Source organism: Zhongshania aliphaticivorans (genome assembly GCF_902705875.1).
Classification (GTDB): Bacteria; Pseudomonadota; Gammaproteobacteria; order Pseudomonadales; family Spongiibacteraceae; genus Spongiibacter; species Spongiibacter aliphaticivorans_A.
On sequence record NZ_CACSIK010000001.1, the window covers coordinates 687,360 to 701,886 of the forward strand.

Annotated in this window: 15 protein-coding genes; 14 read left to right on the forward strand and 1 reads right to left on the reverse strand. The window is 51.7% G+C overall.

Features of this window, described 5'->3' with window-relative positions; all coding sequences use genetic code 11:
* Window positions 1–38 precede the first annotated feature (38 nt).
* A complete protein-coding gene (locus AELLOGFF_RS03205) occupies window positions 39–212 on the forward strand; it encodes a hypothetical protein (RefSeq protein WP_159267313.1) in 174 nt (57 codons plus the stop codon).
* On the opposite strand, the gene AELLOGFF_RS03210 is transcribed toward AELLOGFF_RS03205, so the two are convergent.
* A complete protein-coding gene (locus tag AELLOGFF_RS03210; protein ID WP_159267314.1) occupies window positions 213–557 on the reverse strand; it encodes a hypothetical protein in 345 nt (114 codons plus the stop codon).
* A gap of 356 nt (window positions 558–913) precedes the next feature.
* Here AELLOGFF_RS03210 and AELLOGFF_RS03215 point away from each other — a divergent pair, with 356 nt between their 5' ends.
* The 13 genes from AELLOGFF_RS03215 to AELLOGFF_RS03275 all read left to right on the forward strand — a co-directional run bounded on the left by AELLOGFF_RS03215 (window position 914) and on the right by AELLOGFF_RS03275 (window position 14,518).
* The gene (locus AELLOGFF_RS03215; RefSeq protein WP_159267315.1) at window positions 914–1,789 is read left to right on the forward strand and encodes a CoA transferase subunit A; all 876 of its coding nucleotides are present in this window, start codon (window positions 914–916) and stop codon (window positions 1,787–1,789) included.
* A gap of 23 nt (window positions 1,790–1,812) precedes the next feature.
* The gene (locus AELLOGFF_RS03220; protein WP_159267316.1) at window positions 1,813–2,616 is read left to right on the forward strand and encodes a CoA-transferase subunit beta; all 804 of its coding nucleotides are present in this window, start codon (window positions 1,813–1,815) and stop codon (window positions 2,614–2,616) included.
* 12 nt (window positions 2,617–2,628) lie between these two features.
* Window positions 2,629–3,708 (forward strand): NAD(P)H-dependent flavin oxidoreductase, encoded by a 1,080-nt coding sequence (locus tag AELLOGFF_RS03225; protein WP_159267317.1) that lies wholly within the window; start codon window positions 2,629–2,631, stop codon window positions 3,706–3,708.
* Complete coding sequence (locus AELLOGFF_RS03230; protein ID WP_159267318.1) at window positions 3,705–4,457, forward strand: enoyl-CoA hydratase family protein; 753 nt, start codon at window positions 3,705–3,707, stop codon at window positions 4,455–4,457. The genes AELLOGFF_RS03225 and AELLOGFF_RS03230 overlap by 4 nt, the downstream gene beginning before the upstream one ends.
* 23 nt (window positions 4,458–4,480) lie before the next feature.
* Window positions 4,481–5,653, forward strand: a complete 1,173-nt coding sequence (locus AELLOGFF_RS03235) for an acyl-CoA dehydrogenase (protein ID WP_159267319.1) — start codon at window positions 4,481–4,483, stop codon at window positions 5,651–5,653.
* A 581-nt stretch (window positions 5,654–6,234) separates the two neighbouring features.
* Window positions 6,235–7,290, forward strand: coding sequence for an acyl-CoA dehydrogenase family protein (locus AELLOGFF_RS03240; RefSeq protein ID WP_159267320.1), 1,056 nt, complete (start codon window positions 6,235–6,237; stop codon window positions 7,288–7,290).
* A gap of 41 nt (window positions 7,291–7,331) precedes the next feature.
* On the forward strand, window positions 7,332–8,480 hold the full coding sequence (locus AELLOGFF_RS03245) for an acetyl-CoA C-acetyltransferase (protein WP_159267321.1): 1,149 nt from the start codon (window positions 7,332–7,334) through the stop codon (window positions 8,478–8,480).
* A 35-nt stretch (window positions 8,481–8,515) separates the two neighbouring features.
* Complete coding sequence (locus AELLOGFF_RS03250; protein ID WP_159267322.1) at window positions 8,516–9,400, forward strand: SDR family oxidoreductase; 885 nt, start codon at window positions 8,516–8,518, stop codon at window positions 9,398–9,400.
* Window positions 9,401–9,438: 38 nt separating this feature from the next.
* Window positions 9,439–9,978: a YfaZ family outer membrane protein gene (locus AELLOGFF_RS03255; protein WP_159267323.1), complete on the forward strand. Its 540-nt coding sequence runs from the start codon at window positions 9,439–9,441 to the stop codon at window positions 9,976–9,978.
* A gap of 80 nt (window positions 9,979–10,058) precedes the next feature.
* On the forward strand, window positions 10,059–11,222 hold the full coding sequence (locus AELLOGFF_RS03260) for an acyl-CoA dehydrogenase family protein (protein WP_159267324.1): 1,164 nt from the start codon (window positions 10,059–10,061) through the stop codon (window positions 11,220–11,222).
* 19 nt (window positions 11,223–11,241) lie between these two features.
* Complete coding sequence (locus AELLOGFF_RS03265; RefSeq protein ID WP_159267325.1) at window positions 11,242–12,429, forward strand: acyl-CoA dehydrogenase family protein; 1,188 nt, start codon at window positions 11,242–11,244, stop codon at window positions 12,427–12,429.
* 57 nt (window positions 12,430–12,486) lie between these two features.
* A complete protein-coding gene (locus AELLOGFF_RS03270; protein WP_200842593.1) occupies window positions 12,487–13,275 on the forward strand; it encodes an SDR family oxidoreductase in 789 nt (262 codons plus the stop codon).
* 40 nt (window positions 13,276–13,315) lie between these two features.
* Window positions 13,316–14,518 carry an acetyl-CoA C-acyltransferase gene (locus AELLOGFF_RS03275; protein ID WP_159267326.1) on the forward strand — a complete coding sequence of 401 codons (1,203 nt, stop codon included), beginning with the start codon at window positions 13,316–13,318 and terminating at the stop codon, window positions 14,516–14,518.
* Window positions 14,519–14,527 lie beyond the last annotated feature (9 nt).

Sequence of the window (14,527 nt, forward strand, 5' to 3'; positions counted from 1 at the left end):
AAGTAATCAGGTTTTAGAGAGATTTTCGAGGTTTTAAAGTGACCATCATAAAATTTCAAACACGAGAAGAGCGTGCATTTGCTGAACTTGTGGCTGAGGCGGAGAAGCTCCAATATCGTACAATGAGTATTGCCGATGATGACGAATTTGGTGATATACCTAATAACGTGGTGACCTTTCCGAACATGAGCAAGGATAAAAATCCGAAGTAACTAGTCGTCGTACCAGATACTGGACTGTGCTTGGCTTCCTAGTAAAAGAGCGATAGATGTATATGTTTTAGCGTGATTAAAGACTCTGCCGCTCGTGATTTCTGACCTCATTAGCTTTATTTCATACAACGTTTTAATCCCAAAACTACAAGTTGGCAGCAAATTCCCTTCAGCGTCGCCGAGCACTGCAGTAAGTAAGGGGTTGAGCTGGAAACTGTTTGAGCCGAAGGCGAGTTTTTCCCGCGCCCTTACTTGTGAAGCGTGGAGGGTATCGATGGCGTTGTTTGCCATCGACGGTGATGAGGGTGCCTTTTTTCTTTGCTGACTTTCTTTTTGGGTAGGCAAAAAAAGTCAGTCGCCCAGCAAGGCGAAAACAAATCTAGCAGCTAGCTACCATAATAATTAATAAAGCCTCGATCCAAGACGCTGACCCCATTGATTCAAACCTGCATAGGCTGTTACTCCTCAGGCCGAAATGACTGTGCCGGCTAGGTTTTTACCTTGTGGCTAACTTTAGGGTTGGGAGCCTAGTCCAAACGGCTTAGTACGCAGCGGAATACGATAATAATTAATGTTTTGCGTTATATTGTGATGATATATTTACGTATATCGTAATTTCGATGTGCTGGTGACCGCGTTTTATACGCGGTCTTTTTCCATAGCCAGTTCATCGCTTTGTTGTGAAAGCCCAAGGAGCGCTCGTGAATAAACAGATGAGTTTGCAGGAGATTGTTGGCCAACTCCGCGACGGTATGACCATTGGTATCGGTGGCTGGGGTCCGCGTCGCAAGCCGATGGCTTTGATTCGTGCGATTCTTAATTCCGATCTAAAGGATTTGACTATCGTCGCTTATGGCGGGGCCGATGTTGGCATGCTGTGCGCGGCCGGTAAGGTGCGCAAACTGGTGTTTGCCTTTGTGTCTTTAGACTTTATTCCGCTAGAGCCGTATTTCCGCGCGGCGCGCCAGAGCGGGTCTTTAGAGGTAATGGAAATAGACGAAGGCATGATGCTGCTGGGCTTACGCGCCGCGGCTTGGGGCTGCCCGTTTATTCCCACCAAAATTGGTCTGGGCACCGACGTGATTAAGTTCAACCCTGATATTAAGGTGATTGACAGCCCCTATGACGAAAAAGAGTGGGTGGCCATGCCGGCACTGAAACTCGATGCGGCCTTGGTGCATGTTGATCGCGCCGATGAGCGCGGGGTTTGCCAAATTAAGGCCCCAGATCATCACATGGACGACTGGTTTGTACGCGCGGCGGACAAAACCTATGTCAGCTGTGAAGAAATAGTCGACGCGTCGGCGTTTGCTGAACCCGCCGAGGCGCGTTCGGTATTTTGGGAGCGCAACTTCACCACCGGCGTGGCCTTGGTGCCCGGCGGCGCACATCCTTCGTCGTGCAGCCCCAATTACGGTTTTGATATTCCCCATTTTCAGGAATACAACGCCTCTGCTAAAGAGGGCGGCTTTGCGGCTTACTTCGATAAATACATAAAAGACAGCAGTGAAGATGAGTACCAAGCCAAAGTGGGTGGCCTGGATGCGATTCGTCAGTTGCCGCAGCCCGTTTATTAATCGGCTAACAGGAGAGAGATGAGATGAGCACACCTGCAAGCGATTACAGTTTGGCAGAATTAATGATTTGCGCGAATGCGGCTGCGTATGAACACGACGGTGAAGTATTGGTCACCGGTATTGGGGTTTTACAGCGCTTGGCCGCGAGCTTGGCCATGCTGACCACTAATCCCGGCATTATGATGACCGATTCTGAAGCGTGGATCTTGTCGACGCCAAATCCCGTGGGCAAACGTCCAGCTGATTTTGTGCAAATGAATGAAAACTGGATGGGCTTCAGTCGTATCTTTGACAATGTCTGGAGTGGCCGCCGTCACCTGACTGGCGGGCCAACGCAAATTGACCGCTTTGGTCAGGCGAATATTTCAGCCATGGGCGGTGACTACAACAAACCCAAGGTACAAATGCTGGGTGTGCGGGGCTTCCCTGGCAACTCTATTTGTCACGCTAATAGTTATATGGTGCCAGCGCATGGCCCGCGGGTGTTTATTTCTGGCGAGTGCGACGTGGTTTGTACCATTGGTTATAACCCTGAGCGTCTGCCAAAGGGTTACAGCTTTGATGAAGTAGATTTGCGCTGCGTGTACACCAATCTGGGCGTGTTTGATTTTAACGGCCCAAATCGCCAAATGCAGATAGTGAGCTTGCATCCAGGCGTCGCTGTGGAAGAAGTGTTGGAGAACACCGGCTTTGAGGTGCATGTGCCAGACAGCATTGCGACCACTGCTGCGCCGACGGAAGAACAGCTGGCCATTATTCGGCAGCTGGACCCACACAATCTGCGTAGCAAGCAGATAAAAGATAATCCACCGGGTGTGCGCGGCTAAGGGCTGTAAGCTATGTCGAATCTTTTAGAAACACGCATTACCCACCTTTTAGGCTGCCGCTATCCGGTAATTCAAACCGCGATGGGCTGGGTGGCCGATCCGCACTTGGTGGCGGGTACGAGTAATGCCGGTGGCTTCGGGTTTTTGGCGGGGGCGACGATTCCACCCGCGCAAATGGAAGCCGATATTCTTAAAGTAAAGTCGATGACCGAGGCCAATTTTGGCGTCAACTTTCATATGTATCAGCCTAATGCCGCTGAGATTGTTGATCTGGTGATTAAGCATAAGGTTAAAGCGGTGAGCTATTCGCGCTCGCCAGGCAAAGACATGGTTGCCAAATTAAAAGACGCCGGCGTGGTGTGTATGCCGACCATTGGCTTGCCCAAGCACGCAGTTAAGGCTGTGGAAATGGGCGCAGATGCGGTCACGGTTCAGGGCGGTGAGGGCGGCGGTCATACCGGCTCGGTGCCGACCACTTTGTTGTTGCCCCAAGTGGTGGACGCGGTCGGCGCGCAAGTGCCGGTATTGGGGGCGGGCGGTTTTAAAGACGGCCGTGGTCTTGTTGCCGCCATGGCGTTTGGCGCAGATGGCATAGCCATGGGTACCCGGTTTTTGCTGACCAAAGAAAGTCCGGTGCCAGAGGCGACCAAACAGCGCTATTTAGCCTGTAAAAATCCTGCTGACATTATAGTTTCCCAAGCGTTAGATGGTATTCAACAGCGCATGATTTTAAATCGCTTTTTAACTGAGCTGGAGCGTGCTGGCGGTCTAAAGAAATTAGTCATCGCTCTGCGCAATGGCTTGGCGTTTCGCAAGTTCACCGGCGCCAGTATTTTGGGTTTGTTGAAGTCAGCCTTGGCCATGAGCAAGGACGGCGAGCTGACTCCCGCTCAGGCCATTATGTCGGCCAATGCACCAATGATAATTCAAAAAGCGATGGTCGATGGCCGTCCCGATGACGGCGTATTACCCTCTGGTCAAGTCGCCGGGGTGATCGACAGTTTATTAAGTTGTGAAGAATTGATTAGCGGCCTAGTGGCAGAAGCCGAGGCCCAATTGCAGCGTCTGTGTACGCAGGGGACAAATCCATGAGTCTGCCATTTACTAGCCGCATTGAGAGCGGTATTGCTGAACTGATTTTTAATCACCCGCCGGTTAATGCCTTTAATAGCGCAGGCTGGTTGGCGATAGCCGCCGAATTGACCGCGCTGGGCGAAAACCCCGAGGTGCGCGCCATTATTATTGCGGCCGAGGGCCGTGGCTTTTGCGCGGGTGTTGATATTAAAGAATTGGCTGCCAATAGCGCGATGATCACCCGAGTGAACAAGGGTAATTACGATACATTTAAAGCGATTCACCGCAACCCTAAGCCGGTTGTGGTGGCGGTGCACGGCTTTGTGCTTGGCGGCGGTATTGGTATCAGCGGCGCAGCGGACGTGTTGGTGGCATCTGAGTGCGCGACCTTTGCGGTACCAGAAGTTGATCGCGGCGCCATGGGTGGCGGTGCTCACCTGCAGCGCATGTTCCCTGTGCAAAAGGTTCGCTATATGTATTTTACCGGTGAGCCAATTGACGCCCAAGAAGCTTACCGTCTTGGCGCAATCGAAAAAGTGGTGCCGCGTGATCAGCTTCTCGATACCGCCCGTGATATCGCCCGCAAAATTGCCGCTAAGTCGCCGCGTATGGTGCAGCTTGCTAAAGAAGCCCTGAACGGTATTGAAGACGGCAATCTAGAAGACAAATACCGCTGGGAGCAAGGCTTCACCCAAGAGGCCTATGCCGATCCCGATTCGCAAGAAGCGAAAGATGCCTTTGTTGAAAAACGCGACGCTAAATTTTAAAAAATAGAAATTCGGATTCGATCATGCAGCTAGAGTACACCGAACAACAAACCGCGTTCCGTGCCGAAGTGCGCAGCTGGTTAGCCGCAAATGTGCCTGCCGAGCCCCTGCAAAGTTTTGATACTGAGATTGGCTTTCAGCAACACCGGGAGTGGGAAGCCAAACTTTACGAAGGGCGCTGGGGAATGATTACCTGGCCGGAAGAAATGGGTGGGCGCGGCGCTAATTTGCTGCAGTGGCTTATTTTTGAAGAAGAGTATTACGCCGCGCGAGCGCCACTGCGGGTAAACCAAAACGGTATTTTCTTACTCGGCCCGACCTTAATGGAATACGGTAGTGACGAGCAAAAAAAGCGTTTTTTAAACGGCATGGCAACCGGTAAAGATATCTGGTGCCAAGGTTGGTCAGAGCCCAATGCCGGCTCAGACATGGCAGCGATACGCTCCATGGCAACACTGAGTGACGACGGCAGTCATTACATTATCAACGGTCAAAAGACCTGGTCGACACGGGCGGTTTGGGCCGACTGGTGTTTTGGTATGTTTCGTACCGATCCCGCCTCTGAACGTCATAAAGGCCTTACGTTTATCTTGGTGCCGCTGGAATCCGAAGGTATAACCGTGCGGCCAATCCCTCAGCTCGATGGCTTACCGGGCTTTGCTGAAATCTTTTTTGATAACGTGAAAGTGCCCGTTGATTGCCGACTGGGTGGCGAAGGTGAGGGCTGGAACGTGGCCATGGCCACCGCCGGCTTTGAGCGCGGTTTAATGCTGCGTTCACCAGCACGTTTTCAAGAAACAGCCAAGCGCCTAGTTAATTTATACAAAGAAAATCAAGAGAGCGCAGATCAAGACCCCGCGGTACGCGACGCTGTATTGCGCGCGTATATGGATGCCGAAGCCTACGCCTTAACCACCTACCAAACTGCTTGCCGCTTAATGCAGGGCGGAAAAATAGGCGCAGAAGCGTCGACCAATAAAATATTTTGGTCCGAGTTAGACCAACAAATGCACGGACTGGGATTAAAAATACTAGGCGCGCGCGCCGAACTTCTACCCCACGCGCCAGATGCAAGCGGTGTAGGCAGCTGGTTAGACGGCTGGCTATTTGCGCAGTCGGGGCTGATATACGCCGGCACCAATGAGATACAAAGAAACATCATTGCAGAACGCTTACTTGGTATGCCCAGGAAATGATCTTTTCGCCGCAGTGCTGCGTTGAAGTCGTGCTCAGTTGGTCACGTATTAACTATACGCTCCCGCCTTGCGCGCGATTTCGCCTTGCTCTGCAGCGAAAATCTTCATTTCCAAAACGGTGGTATTAATAAAGGTTTACTAGCAGTGAGTCATCCCCGTGAAAATGGGGGGCTATGTAAAGCAGATTATATATAGGAATGTATTTTGAATAATGGAAGGGCATTCGCTGCGCTCACATGGATACCCGATCAAGCCGGGTATGACGAAAGTGGAGATTAGCAGGGCTCCATCAGTCGTCATCCCTGTGAAGACCTGGATCTACGTGCGGAGGCTTTGGATGTAAATGGATTCCCGCCTACGCGGGAATGACGTTGGGTTTTAGCGGGAACTACGCGAGGTATCACAGGAGTGATGTGGGGTATGACGGGAATGGGGCGGGACTGTAGCGCGACTGACGAAGGTGGAGAGCCACTGTGTTCCATCAGCCGTCATCCCCGAGAAATCGGGGATCCATATGCCACTGGTTTTGTTAGTGCGACATAAATAACGGCCAAATATATAAAGGCCCAAAAGGTGAGTGAATGGATTTTACATTTAGCGAAGACCAGTTGTTATTTCAGGACTCGGTGCGGGACTTTCTGATTAATGAAGTTACGCCTGAAACCATTCGTGCTGGTTGGAAAGCAGAGTCAGGGCGCAGTGATGCGCTGTGGCAGCAGTTTGTTGACATGGGCTTAACAGGAATCACCGTGCCGGAAGAGTTTGGCGGTCTTGGCATGAACGAACTGGATTTTGTTCTGTTAGCGCAAGAGGCTGGTTACGTCGCTCTTTCTGAACCCTTGGTGCATAGCGCCTTGGTGGCGGTGCCAACAATATTGAATTGTGGCAACACGGCATTTGCTGAGCAGTGGCTTCCTAAAATTGCGGCGGGCGAGGCCAAGGTCGCGGTCGGTTTGGCAATAAATGGATTGGTGGAAGATGCCCATATTGCCAGCCTATTGATTCTTGAAAAGGCGGGATCTGTGTACGTCGTTGATCCGAGTAAGGCAGATTTACGTCACAACGAATCTGTCGATCTCGGTCGCAAATTATTTGCCGTTGAGTTTGATGTCAGCGCGGCGCTGAAACTTGCCGAAGGCCAAGAAGCGCAAACATTAATTGAATTTGCTTTGAATCGCGGTGCCCTCGCCGTGGCGGCACAGGCCTTGGGTGTGGCGCAGCGGATGATTGATATTTCAGTTCAGTACACCTCTGAGCGCAAGCAGTTTGGCGTGGCGATTGGCAGTTTTCAGGCGGTAAAACACCACATGGCAAATATTGCCTACAAACTTGAATACGCGAAAACGCCGGTGTATCGCGCGGCGTACGCCTTGGCGAATGGTTTGCCTAGTGCCTCCCACAATGTCAGCCATGCCAAAGTGGTGGCCTGTGAGGTGGCTGATCTGGCGGCTAAAAACAGTATTCAGGTTCACGGCGCCATGGGTTACACCTGGGAAGTGGATTTACATATTTTTATGAAGCGCGCCTGGGCCTTGAATAATAGTTACGGCACCGCTGGTTTTCACAAGCAGCGCCTTGCGGAGTATGTGTTCTCCGGCAGTGCTTTATTGGGCGCGGGGAACACGTTCGCAGCGTAATGATCGCTGAGTATACATTTTAGGAAACAAGAGACAGAGTCATGGCAGAAGCATATATCGTAGACGCAGTTCGCAGCCCGACCGGGCGTCGCAAGGGTGGTTTGTCCCAGGTACATGGCGCGGATTTAGGCGCACATGTTCTCAAGGCGATTGTTGAGCGCAACGGGATACCGGACCGTGAATACGATGATGTCATCTTTGGCTGTGTTGACACGGTGGGCCCATTGGCTGGGGATATCGCGCGCAGCGCTTGGCTGGCGGCAGGGTTGTCGCAAGAAGTGCCGGGCACCACCATAGATCGGCAGTGCGGTTCTTCACAGCAGTCGGTGCATTTTGCGGCTCAGGCAATTATGTCCGGTTGTATGGATGTCGTGGTCGCTGGCGGCGTCCAGACCATGACCCAAATTCCGATTTCTTCTGCCATGACCCTAGCCGGGTCCCTTGGTTTTACTGATCCCTTCTCTGGTTCTAAAGGCTGGGTTGAGCGCTATGGTGTCGAGCCACCAACACAATTTAATTCCGCCCAGATGATTGCCGAGAAATGGAATTTATCTCGTAAAGACTTGGAATTATTTTCTTATGAGTCGCACCAGCGCGCCTTGAAGGCGATTGCCGAGGGTCGCTTCGATAAGGAAATCATTCCCTATGGCGATGTAACAATGGATGAAACGCCGCGCAACTCTAGTTTAGAAAAAATGGCAGAGTTAGATTTTCTTTTTGGATGCGAAAAAGTAACTGCTGCGGTGTCGAGCCAAACCTGTGACGCCTCAAGTGCAGTGTTAGTTGTGAGTGAGGCGGCATTAAAACGCTATAGCTTAACGCCGCGAGCAAGAATCCACCACATGAGCGTGCGCGCCGATGATCCAGTTTGGATGTTAACCGCGCCGATCTCAGCAACGGAATACGCCTTGAAAAAGTCTGGTATGTCCATGCAAGACATTGATCTTGTAGAGATCAATGAAGCATTCGCCTCAGTAGTCATGGCGTGGCTGCATGAAACTGGTTATGACCACGCCAAAACTAATGTGAATGGCGGTGCCATCGCGCTGGGTCATCCGCTGGGTGCCACCGGCACTAAATTAATGACGACCTTGCTCCATGAGCTTGAACGTACTGGCGGCCGCTACGGCCTGCAAACCATGTGCGAAGGTGGTGGTCAGGCAAACGTAACGATTCTTGAGCGACTGTAATTGTTTCTAAAAAAATAATAGTGGGGAGTAGCTGAATGGGTATTTGTGATAACAGAGTGGTGATTATTACCGGTGCTGGTGGCGGCCTAGGTGCCGCGCACGCCAAGGTATTTGCCGCGGAAGGCGCCTCGGTGGTGGTCAACGATATTAACCAAGCTGCTGCGCAAGCCGTTGTGGACGAGATTACCGCGGCAGGTGGCAAAGCGGTGGTGAATACTTCTGATATTACGAACTATGACGACAGTTTACATGCAGTAAAGCAGGCCATTGATACCTTTGGCGATCTGCATATTGTCTTAAATAACGCGGGTGTGAATCGCGACCGGATGTTTGCCTCTATGACCGAAGCCGAATGGGACACCATTATGGCGGTGCATTTAAAAGGCCATTTCTGCATTACCTCACACGCAGTGCACTACTGGCGCGGCAAATCCAAAGAGGGTAAGCCGGTGGACGCGCGCATCATTAACACCACCTCGGGTGCGGGCCTGCAAGGCTCTGTCGGCCAGTCCAACTATGCGGCGGCCAAAGCCGGCATTGCGGCCTTAACCTTGAATCAGGCTGCTGAGCTGGCGCGCTATGGTATTACCGCTAATGCGGTGGCGCCTGCGGCGCGAACCAATATGACCACCGCCGTGGAGTCCATGGCAACGCGCATGGCCAAGCCCGATGACGGCAGCTTTGACTTTTGGGCGCCAGAGAATGTGTCCTCGCTGCTGGTTTGGCTGGGTAGCGCTGAGTCTGCCGATGTCAGCGGCTGTGTGTTTGAGGCCGAGGGCGGAAAAATTTCACTGGCCGATGGTTGGCGCAAAGGCCCAGAAGTTGATAAGGGCGCGCGTTGGGAGCCGACGGAAGTTGGCGGGGTAGTAAAAACACTTTTGACAGAGGCAGTTCCCGCTCAGAAAGTGTATGGTAGCTGATTTTATCCTTAGACGTTTACATTAGGAGAATCACGACCATGAAAGCCCCTTTAATTGCAGCCAGTTTATTAGCCGTTGTGAGTAGTTCAGCCTTTGCCGGCGGTGTTGCCTTTCGTTTTGGCGACGAGAGTTTTGGTGTATCGGTAGCGGGCGATATGAGTGCGGAAAGCAGCGCTCAATTAGATTGGCTACACCATGAAGACGATGCCGATATGGTGGCTCTAGGTTTGTACGCCAACGGCCAGCGTGGCGCCTTGAGCGGACGTGTTGGTGCTAAGGCTATTGCCTTAGAGGGTGATGATGCAGATATCGACGGCGGCGCAGTGGCCTTCGGTGGCGATTTAAGCTTGCCATTAAATGAAATTGTCCGCTTGCGCGGTGGCTTGTATTACGCGCCAGACGCAACCGGTTTCAGCGATATTGACGGTTACAAAGAGTGGTCAGTCAGCGCAGAGTTCACCATTTTTCAGAACTCCGCGATTCAACTTGGCTACGGTGATATGGAATTTGACGCTGAGAACGGCGGCGAATTTGAATTTGAAGATGGCGTCTTCCTGCGTTTACAACTGCGTCTATAAGCCGTTGGTGACCGGCACCACCCACTGCGGTGTTGCTGGTCTGGTAAATGCGAAGATGGCCGTCAGGTTTTGGAGACGGTATGGACTTCGCATTTACACAAGAACAAGAAATGATCCGCGATACGGTGGCGTCCTTTCTTAAAGGCGCCTCCACCAGCGCTGCTATTCGATCTGCAATGGACAGCGAGCTTGGTTATTCTCCAGAGCTTTGGCAGCGTATTTGTTCAGAAATGTACTGGCAGGCCCTGCATATTCCCGAGGAATACGGCGGCATGGGCTTGGGCTATGTCGAACTGGTTGCGGTGCTAGAGCAAATGGGCCGCTACTTATTGTGCTCGCCCTATCTCGCCACCGTGGCGATGGCGACTAATGCCTTATTAGTTGCTGCGAATGACAGTCAAAAATCTGAATATCTTCCCCAGCTTATTGAAGGCAAAACCGCCACGCTTGCCTTTAACGGCGGCGGCAATGTTTGGGATAGCCGCGCAGTAACTGCTCACTATCGGCTTGAGGGCGACGACGTCATCCTCAATGGCGAATACCGCTATGCTCTAGACGGCCACAGCGCTGACTATTTCATTCTTGCCGCTCGAGAAGAAGGCAGTAGTGGTGACAACGGTCTCAGCTTGTTTGTGTGTGGGGCTGATGGCGACGGTATCGAGTCGACGCGAATGCCGACCATGGATCAAAGCCGCCGCCAAGCCAGTATTCAACTCAATGACTTGCGTTTGACTCAGCAGAATGTGTTGGGAGAGCTTGGCGCTGGGGCTAAACCACTGGCTAAGATTGTAGACTTGGCGACGATTGCCTTAGCCGCAGAACAAGCTGGGGGTATGCAGCAGATTTTGGATATGACGGTGGATTACACCCAGAGTCGCAGTCAGTTTGGTCGCCCGATTGCCGGATTTCAGGCCATTAAGCATAAGGCGGCTGACATGATGCTGCGCAATGAAGTCGCACGTTCTGCGGTGTATTACGCTGCCTGTGTGGCTGACGACGCCCTCAATGACGGTCCCTTGGCTCAAGAGTTAAGCGAGGCCGCGAGTATTGCAAAATCCTATTGTTCAGAAGCGTATTTTAAAAATACCGGTGAAGCGCTGCAGATGCATGGCGGTGTGGGCTTTACCTGGGAATACGATGTGCATTTGTATTTTAAGCGGGCCAAAGCCAGTGAGCACTATTTGGGTAGCAGCGCTTATCACCGCGAGCGCTTAGCTGGCTTGTTATTAGATACCGCGTGTTAAAAATAAGAGTACGGCAATTATGAAATTACAATTTAGTGTTGAAGACGAAGCCTTTCGTGCCGACATTGCCGCTTGGCTCGCCGATAATTTGGTGGGTGAATTTGCCCAGCTTAGGTTTCGCGGTGGCCCTGGCGACGAGCATATGTTTCCAGAGGAACGTAAGCGCTGGGAGCGAAAATTGGCCGAGGGCGGCTGGACCTGTGTTGCTTGGCCCAAAGATTATGGCGGTCGGGGTTTGTCGATAGAGCAGCAAGTTATCTTTTTTGAGGAATACGCTCGCGCGGGTGCGCCGGGCCGAATGGGTCACATTGGCGAAGGCCTTGCCGGGCCAACCTTAATTGCTTTTGGTAGCGAAGAGCAGAAACAAAAATACCTGCCTGGGATTTTGGCCGGCACTGAGTTTTGGTGTCAGGGCTATTCCGAACCCAGCGCCGGTTCTGATCTCGCAAACGTAAAAACCAAAGCGCGATTTGACGAGGCCAGCGGCAAGTGGGTGATCAATGGCCAAAAGGTCTGGACCTCCTTGGCGCATGAATCGGAATACTGCTTTGTCATCGCCCGCACTGACCCCGACTCTAAGGCGCATAAAGGCCTAGGTTTCTTCTTAATAAAAATGGACCAGCCTGGCGTTACCGTGCGGCCGATTGAACAAATCACCGGCACCACTGAGTTTAATGAAGTGTTTTTTGACGACGCCCACTGTGATGCCACTGACATTGTCGGCCTGCCCGGTGAAGGTTGGAAGGTAGCCATGGGACTGCTGGGTTACGAGCGCGGCGTGTCTACCCTTGGTCAGCAAATGGCCTTTCAAAATGAATTGAATGAAATCGTGGCGCTGGCCAAGAAAAATGGCACCGCCCAAGATCCGCTTATTCGTCAACGTATTGCCGAGGCGCACGCGGGACTGAAAATTATGCGCTACAACAGCATGCGTATGCTGTCTGGCAGTGGTGACGGCAGTCTGCAAAAAGAAGCCTTAATTTACAAGCTTTACTGGGCGAGCTGGCACCGTGATTTAGGCGAGTTGGCGATGGATGTCTTGGGCGCGGAGGCAGATATATTATTAGAGGCGCCCTATGAGTTGAGCCGCTTGCAGTCCTTATTCTTATTCACTCGTTCAGACACCATTTACGGTGGTACTAACCAAATTCAGCGCAATATTATTGCTGAACGCGGCTTAGGTATGCCCAAAGAATTACGACCTTAATAAGAATTTAATTGCAGTTTTTGCAGGTGATATACACGAGCAGAATTTGGAGAGTATATGAGCATTAAGATTCCAGAATATGTAGCTGGTCACGGCTTGTTGAAAGGCAAGTCGGTACTGATAACGGCAGCCGCGGGCGCGGGAATTGGCTTTTCGGCGGCGCAGCGCGCCATAGAAGAAGGCTGCCGAGGTATTGTGATCAGCGATATTCACGAAGGTCGTTTGGCAGCATCAGTTGAAAAATTAAAAGCCGAAACCGGCTGCGAGCAGGTTTTTGGCAAGGTCGGTAATGTCGCCGTAGAGGACGATGTGCAGGCCTTAATTAATACCGCTGAAGAACTGCTTGGCGGCGTTGATGTTTTGATTAATAACGCTGGGTTGGGTACCACTAAATCCTTAATTGAAATGGAGGATCCCGAGTGGAATAAGGTGATCGACGTTACCCTCAACGGCACCATGCGCATGACCCGCTACATGATGAAAATAATGAAGGAGCGTGGTGATGGGGTGATTGTTAATAACGCCTCGGTATTGGGCTGGCGCGCGCAAAAAGAACAGTCTCACTATGCCGCGGCCAAAGCCGGTGTTATGGCGTTAACGCGCTGTGCGGCGCTAGAGGCCGCTGATTTTGGTGTGCGGATCAATGCGGTGGCACCGTCATTGGCGGTTCATGCCATGCTGAAAAAATCGGCCCCCGCTGAATTGTTGGCTGAGCTCGAAGCGAAAGAGGCTTATGGTCGCGGTGCGGAAGTATGGGAAGTCGCTAATATCATGATGTTCCTGGCCTCGGACTATTCCAGCTATATGACCGGTGAGATAGTGAGTTGCTCCTCGCAGCGCGCCTAGTATTTATTTTTATAAAAAATTCTTTTTAAAGGAAAAGACCATGAAAGAAGCAGTGATCGTTTCAACCGCTCGTACGGGGATGGGTAAATCCTTTCGCGGCGCTTTAAATAACACTGAAGCACCGGCGATGGGTGGTCATGTGGTTCGGGCCGCCGTTGAGCGTGCGGGTATTGATCCGGCGTCGGTGGACGATGTTATTTTTGGGGCCGCCGCGCAGCAGGGCACCCAAGCCTATAACCTAGGGCGTTTGTGTGCCGTGGCGGGTGGTTTGCCTGACAGTGTGCCGGGTATGGCTATTGAGCGTCAGTGTTCCTCGGGTTTGATGTCAATTGCCTGGGCCGCTAAGTCGATTATGTGCGACGAAATAGACATTGCTGTTGCCGGTGGCTTGGAATCGATTTCCCTAGTGCAAACTAAACACAAAAATAGTTTCCGCAATGTTTCTCAAACAGTATTGGATATTGACCCTACTGCTTATATCCCGATGTTAGAAACCGCTGAGATTGTTGCTGATCGCTACGGTATTAGCCGCGAGGCGCAGGATATTTACTCGCTACAAAGCCAACAGCGGGTAGCGGCAGCGCAGCAAGCGGGTTTGTTTGCCGACGAGATTGTGCCGTTCACCGCCAATATGTCGGTGTTTAATAAAGAAACCAAAGAGACCAGTTTTAAAGAAGTGATTCTGAATAGCGATGAGTGTAATCGCCCCTCAACCACCCTTGAAAGCTTGTCGTCACTTGAGCCGGTCTTCAAAGACGGACAGTGGGTAAAGCAAGGTCGCTTTATTACCGCGGGTAATGCCTCGCAATTGTCAGATGGCGCCTCAGCGTGTGTGGTGATGGACCGTAAGCTTGCTGAGCAAAAAGGCTTGTCACCCTTAGGTCTATATCGCGGAATGGCAGTGGCAGGATGTAAAGCAGATGAAATGGGTATCGGGCCTATGTTTGCCGTTCCCAAATTATTAAAGCGCGCTGGCTTGAAGGTGGATGATATTGGTTTATGGGAATTGAACGAAGCCTTTGCTTGCCAGGTAATATACTGCCGAGATCAGTTAGGTATCGACAACGACAAACTCAATGTGAACGGTGGCGCTATCGCCATCGGCCATCCCTTCGGTATGAGCGGCGCGCGTATGGTTGGTCATGCGCTATTAGAAGGTAAACGCCGTGGCGTGAAGTACGTGGTCGTTACCATGTGTATTGGCAGTGGTATGGGCGGCGCGGCTTTATTTGAAGTCGTTTAATCGTATAGG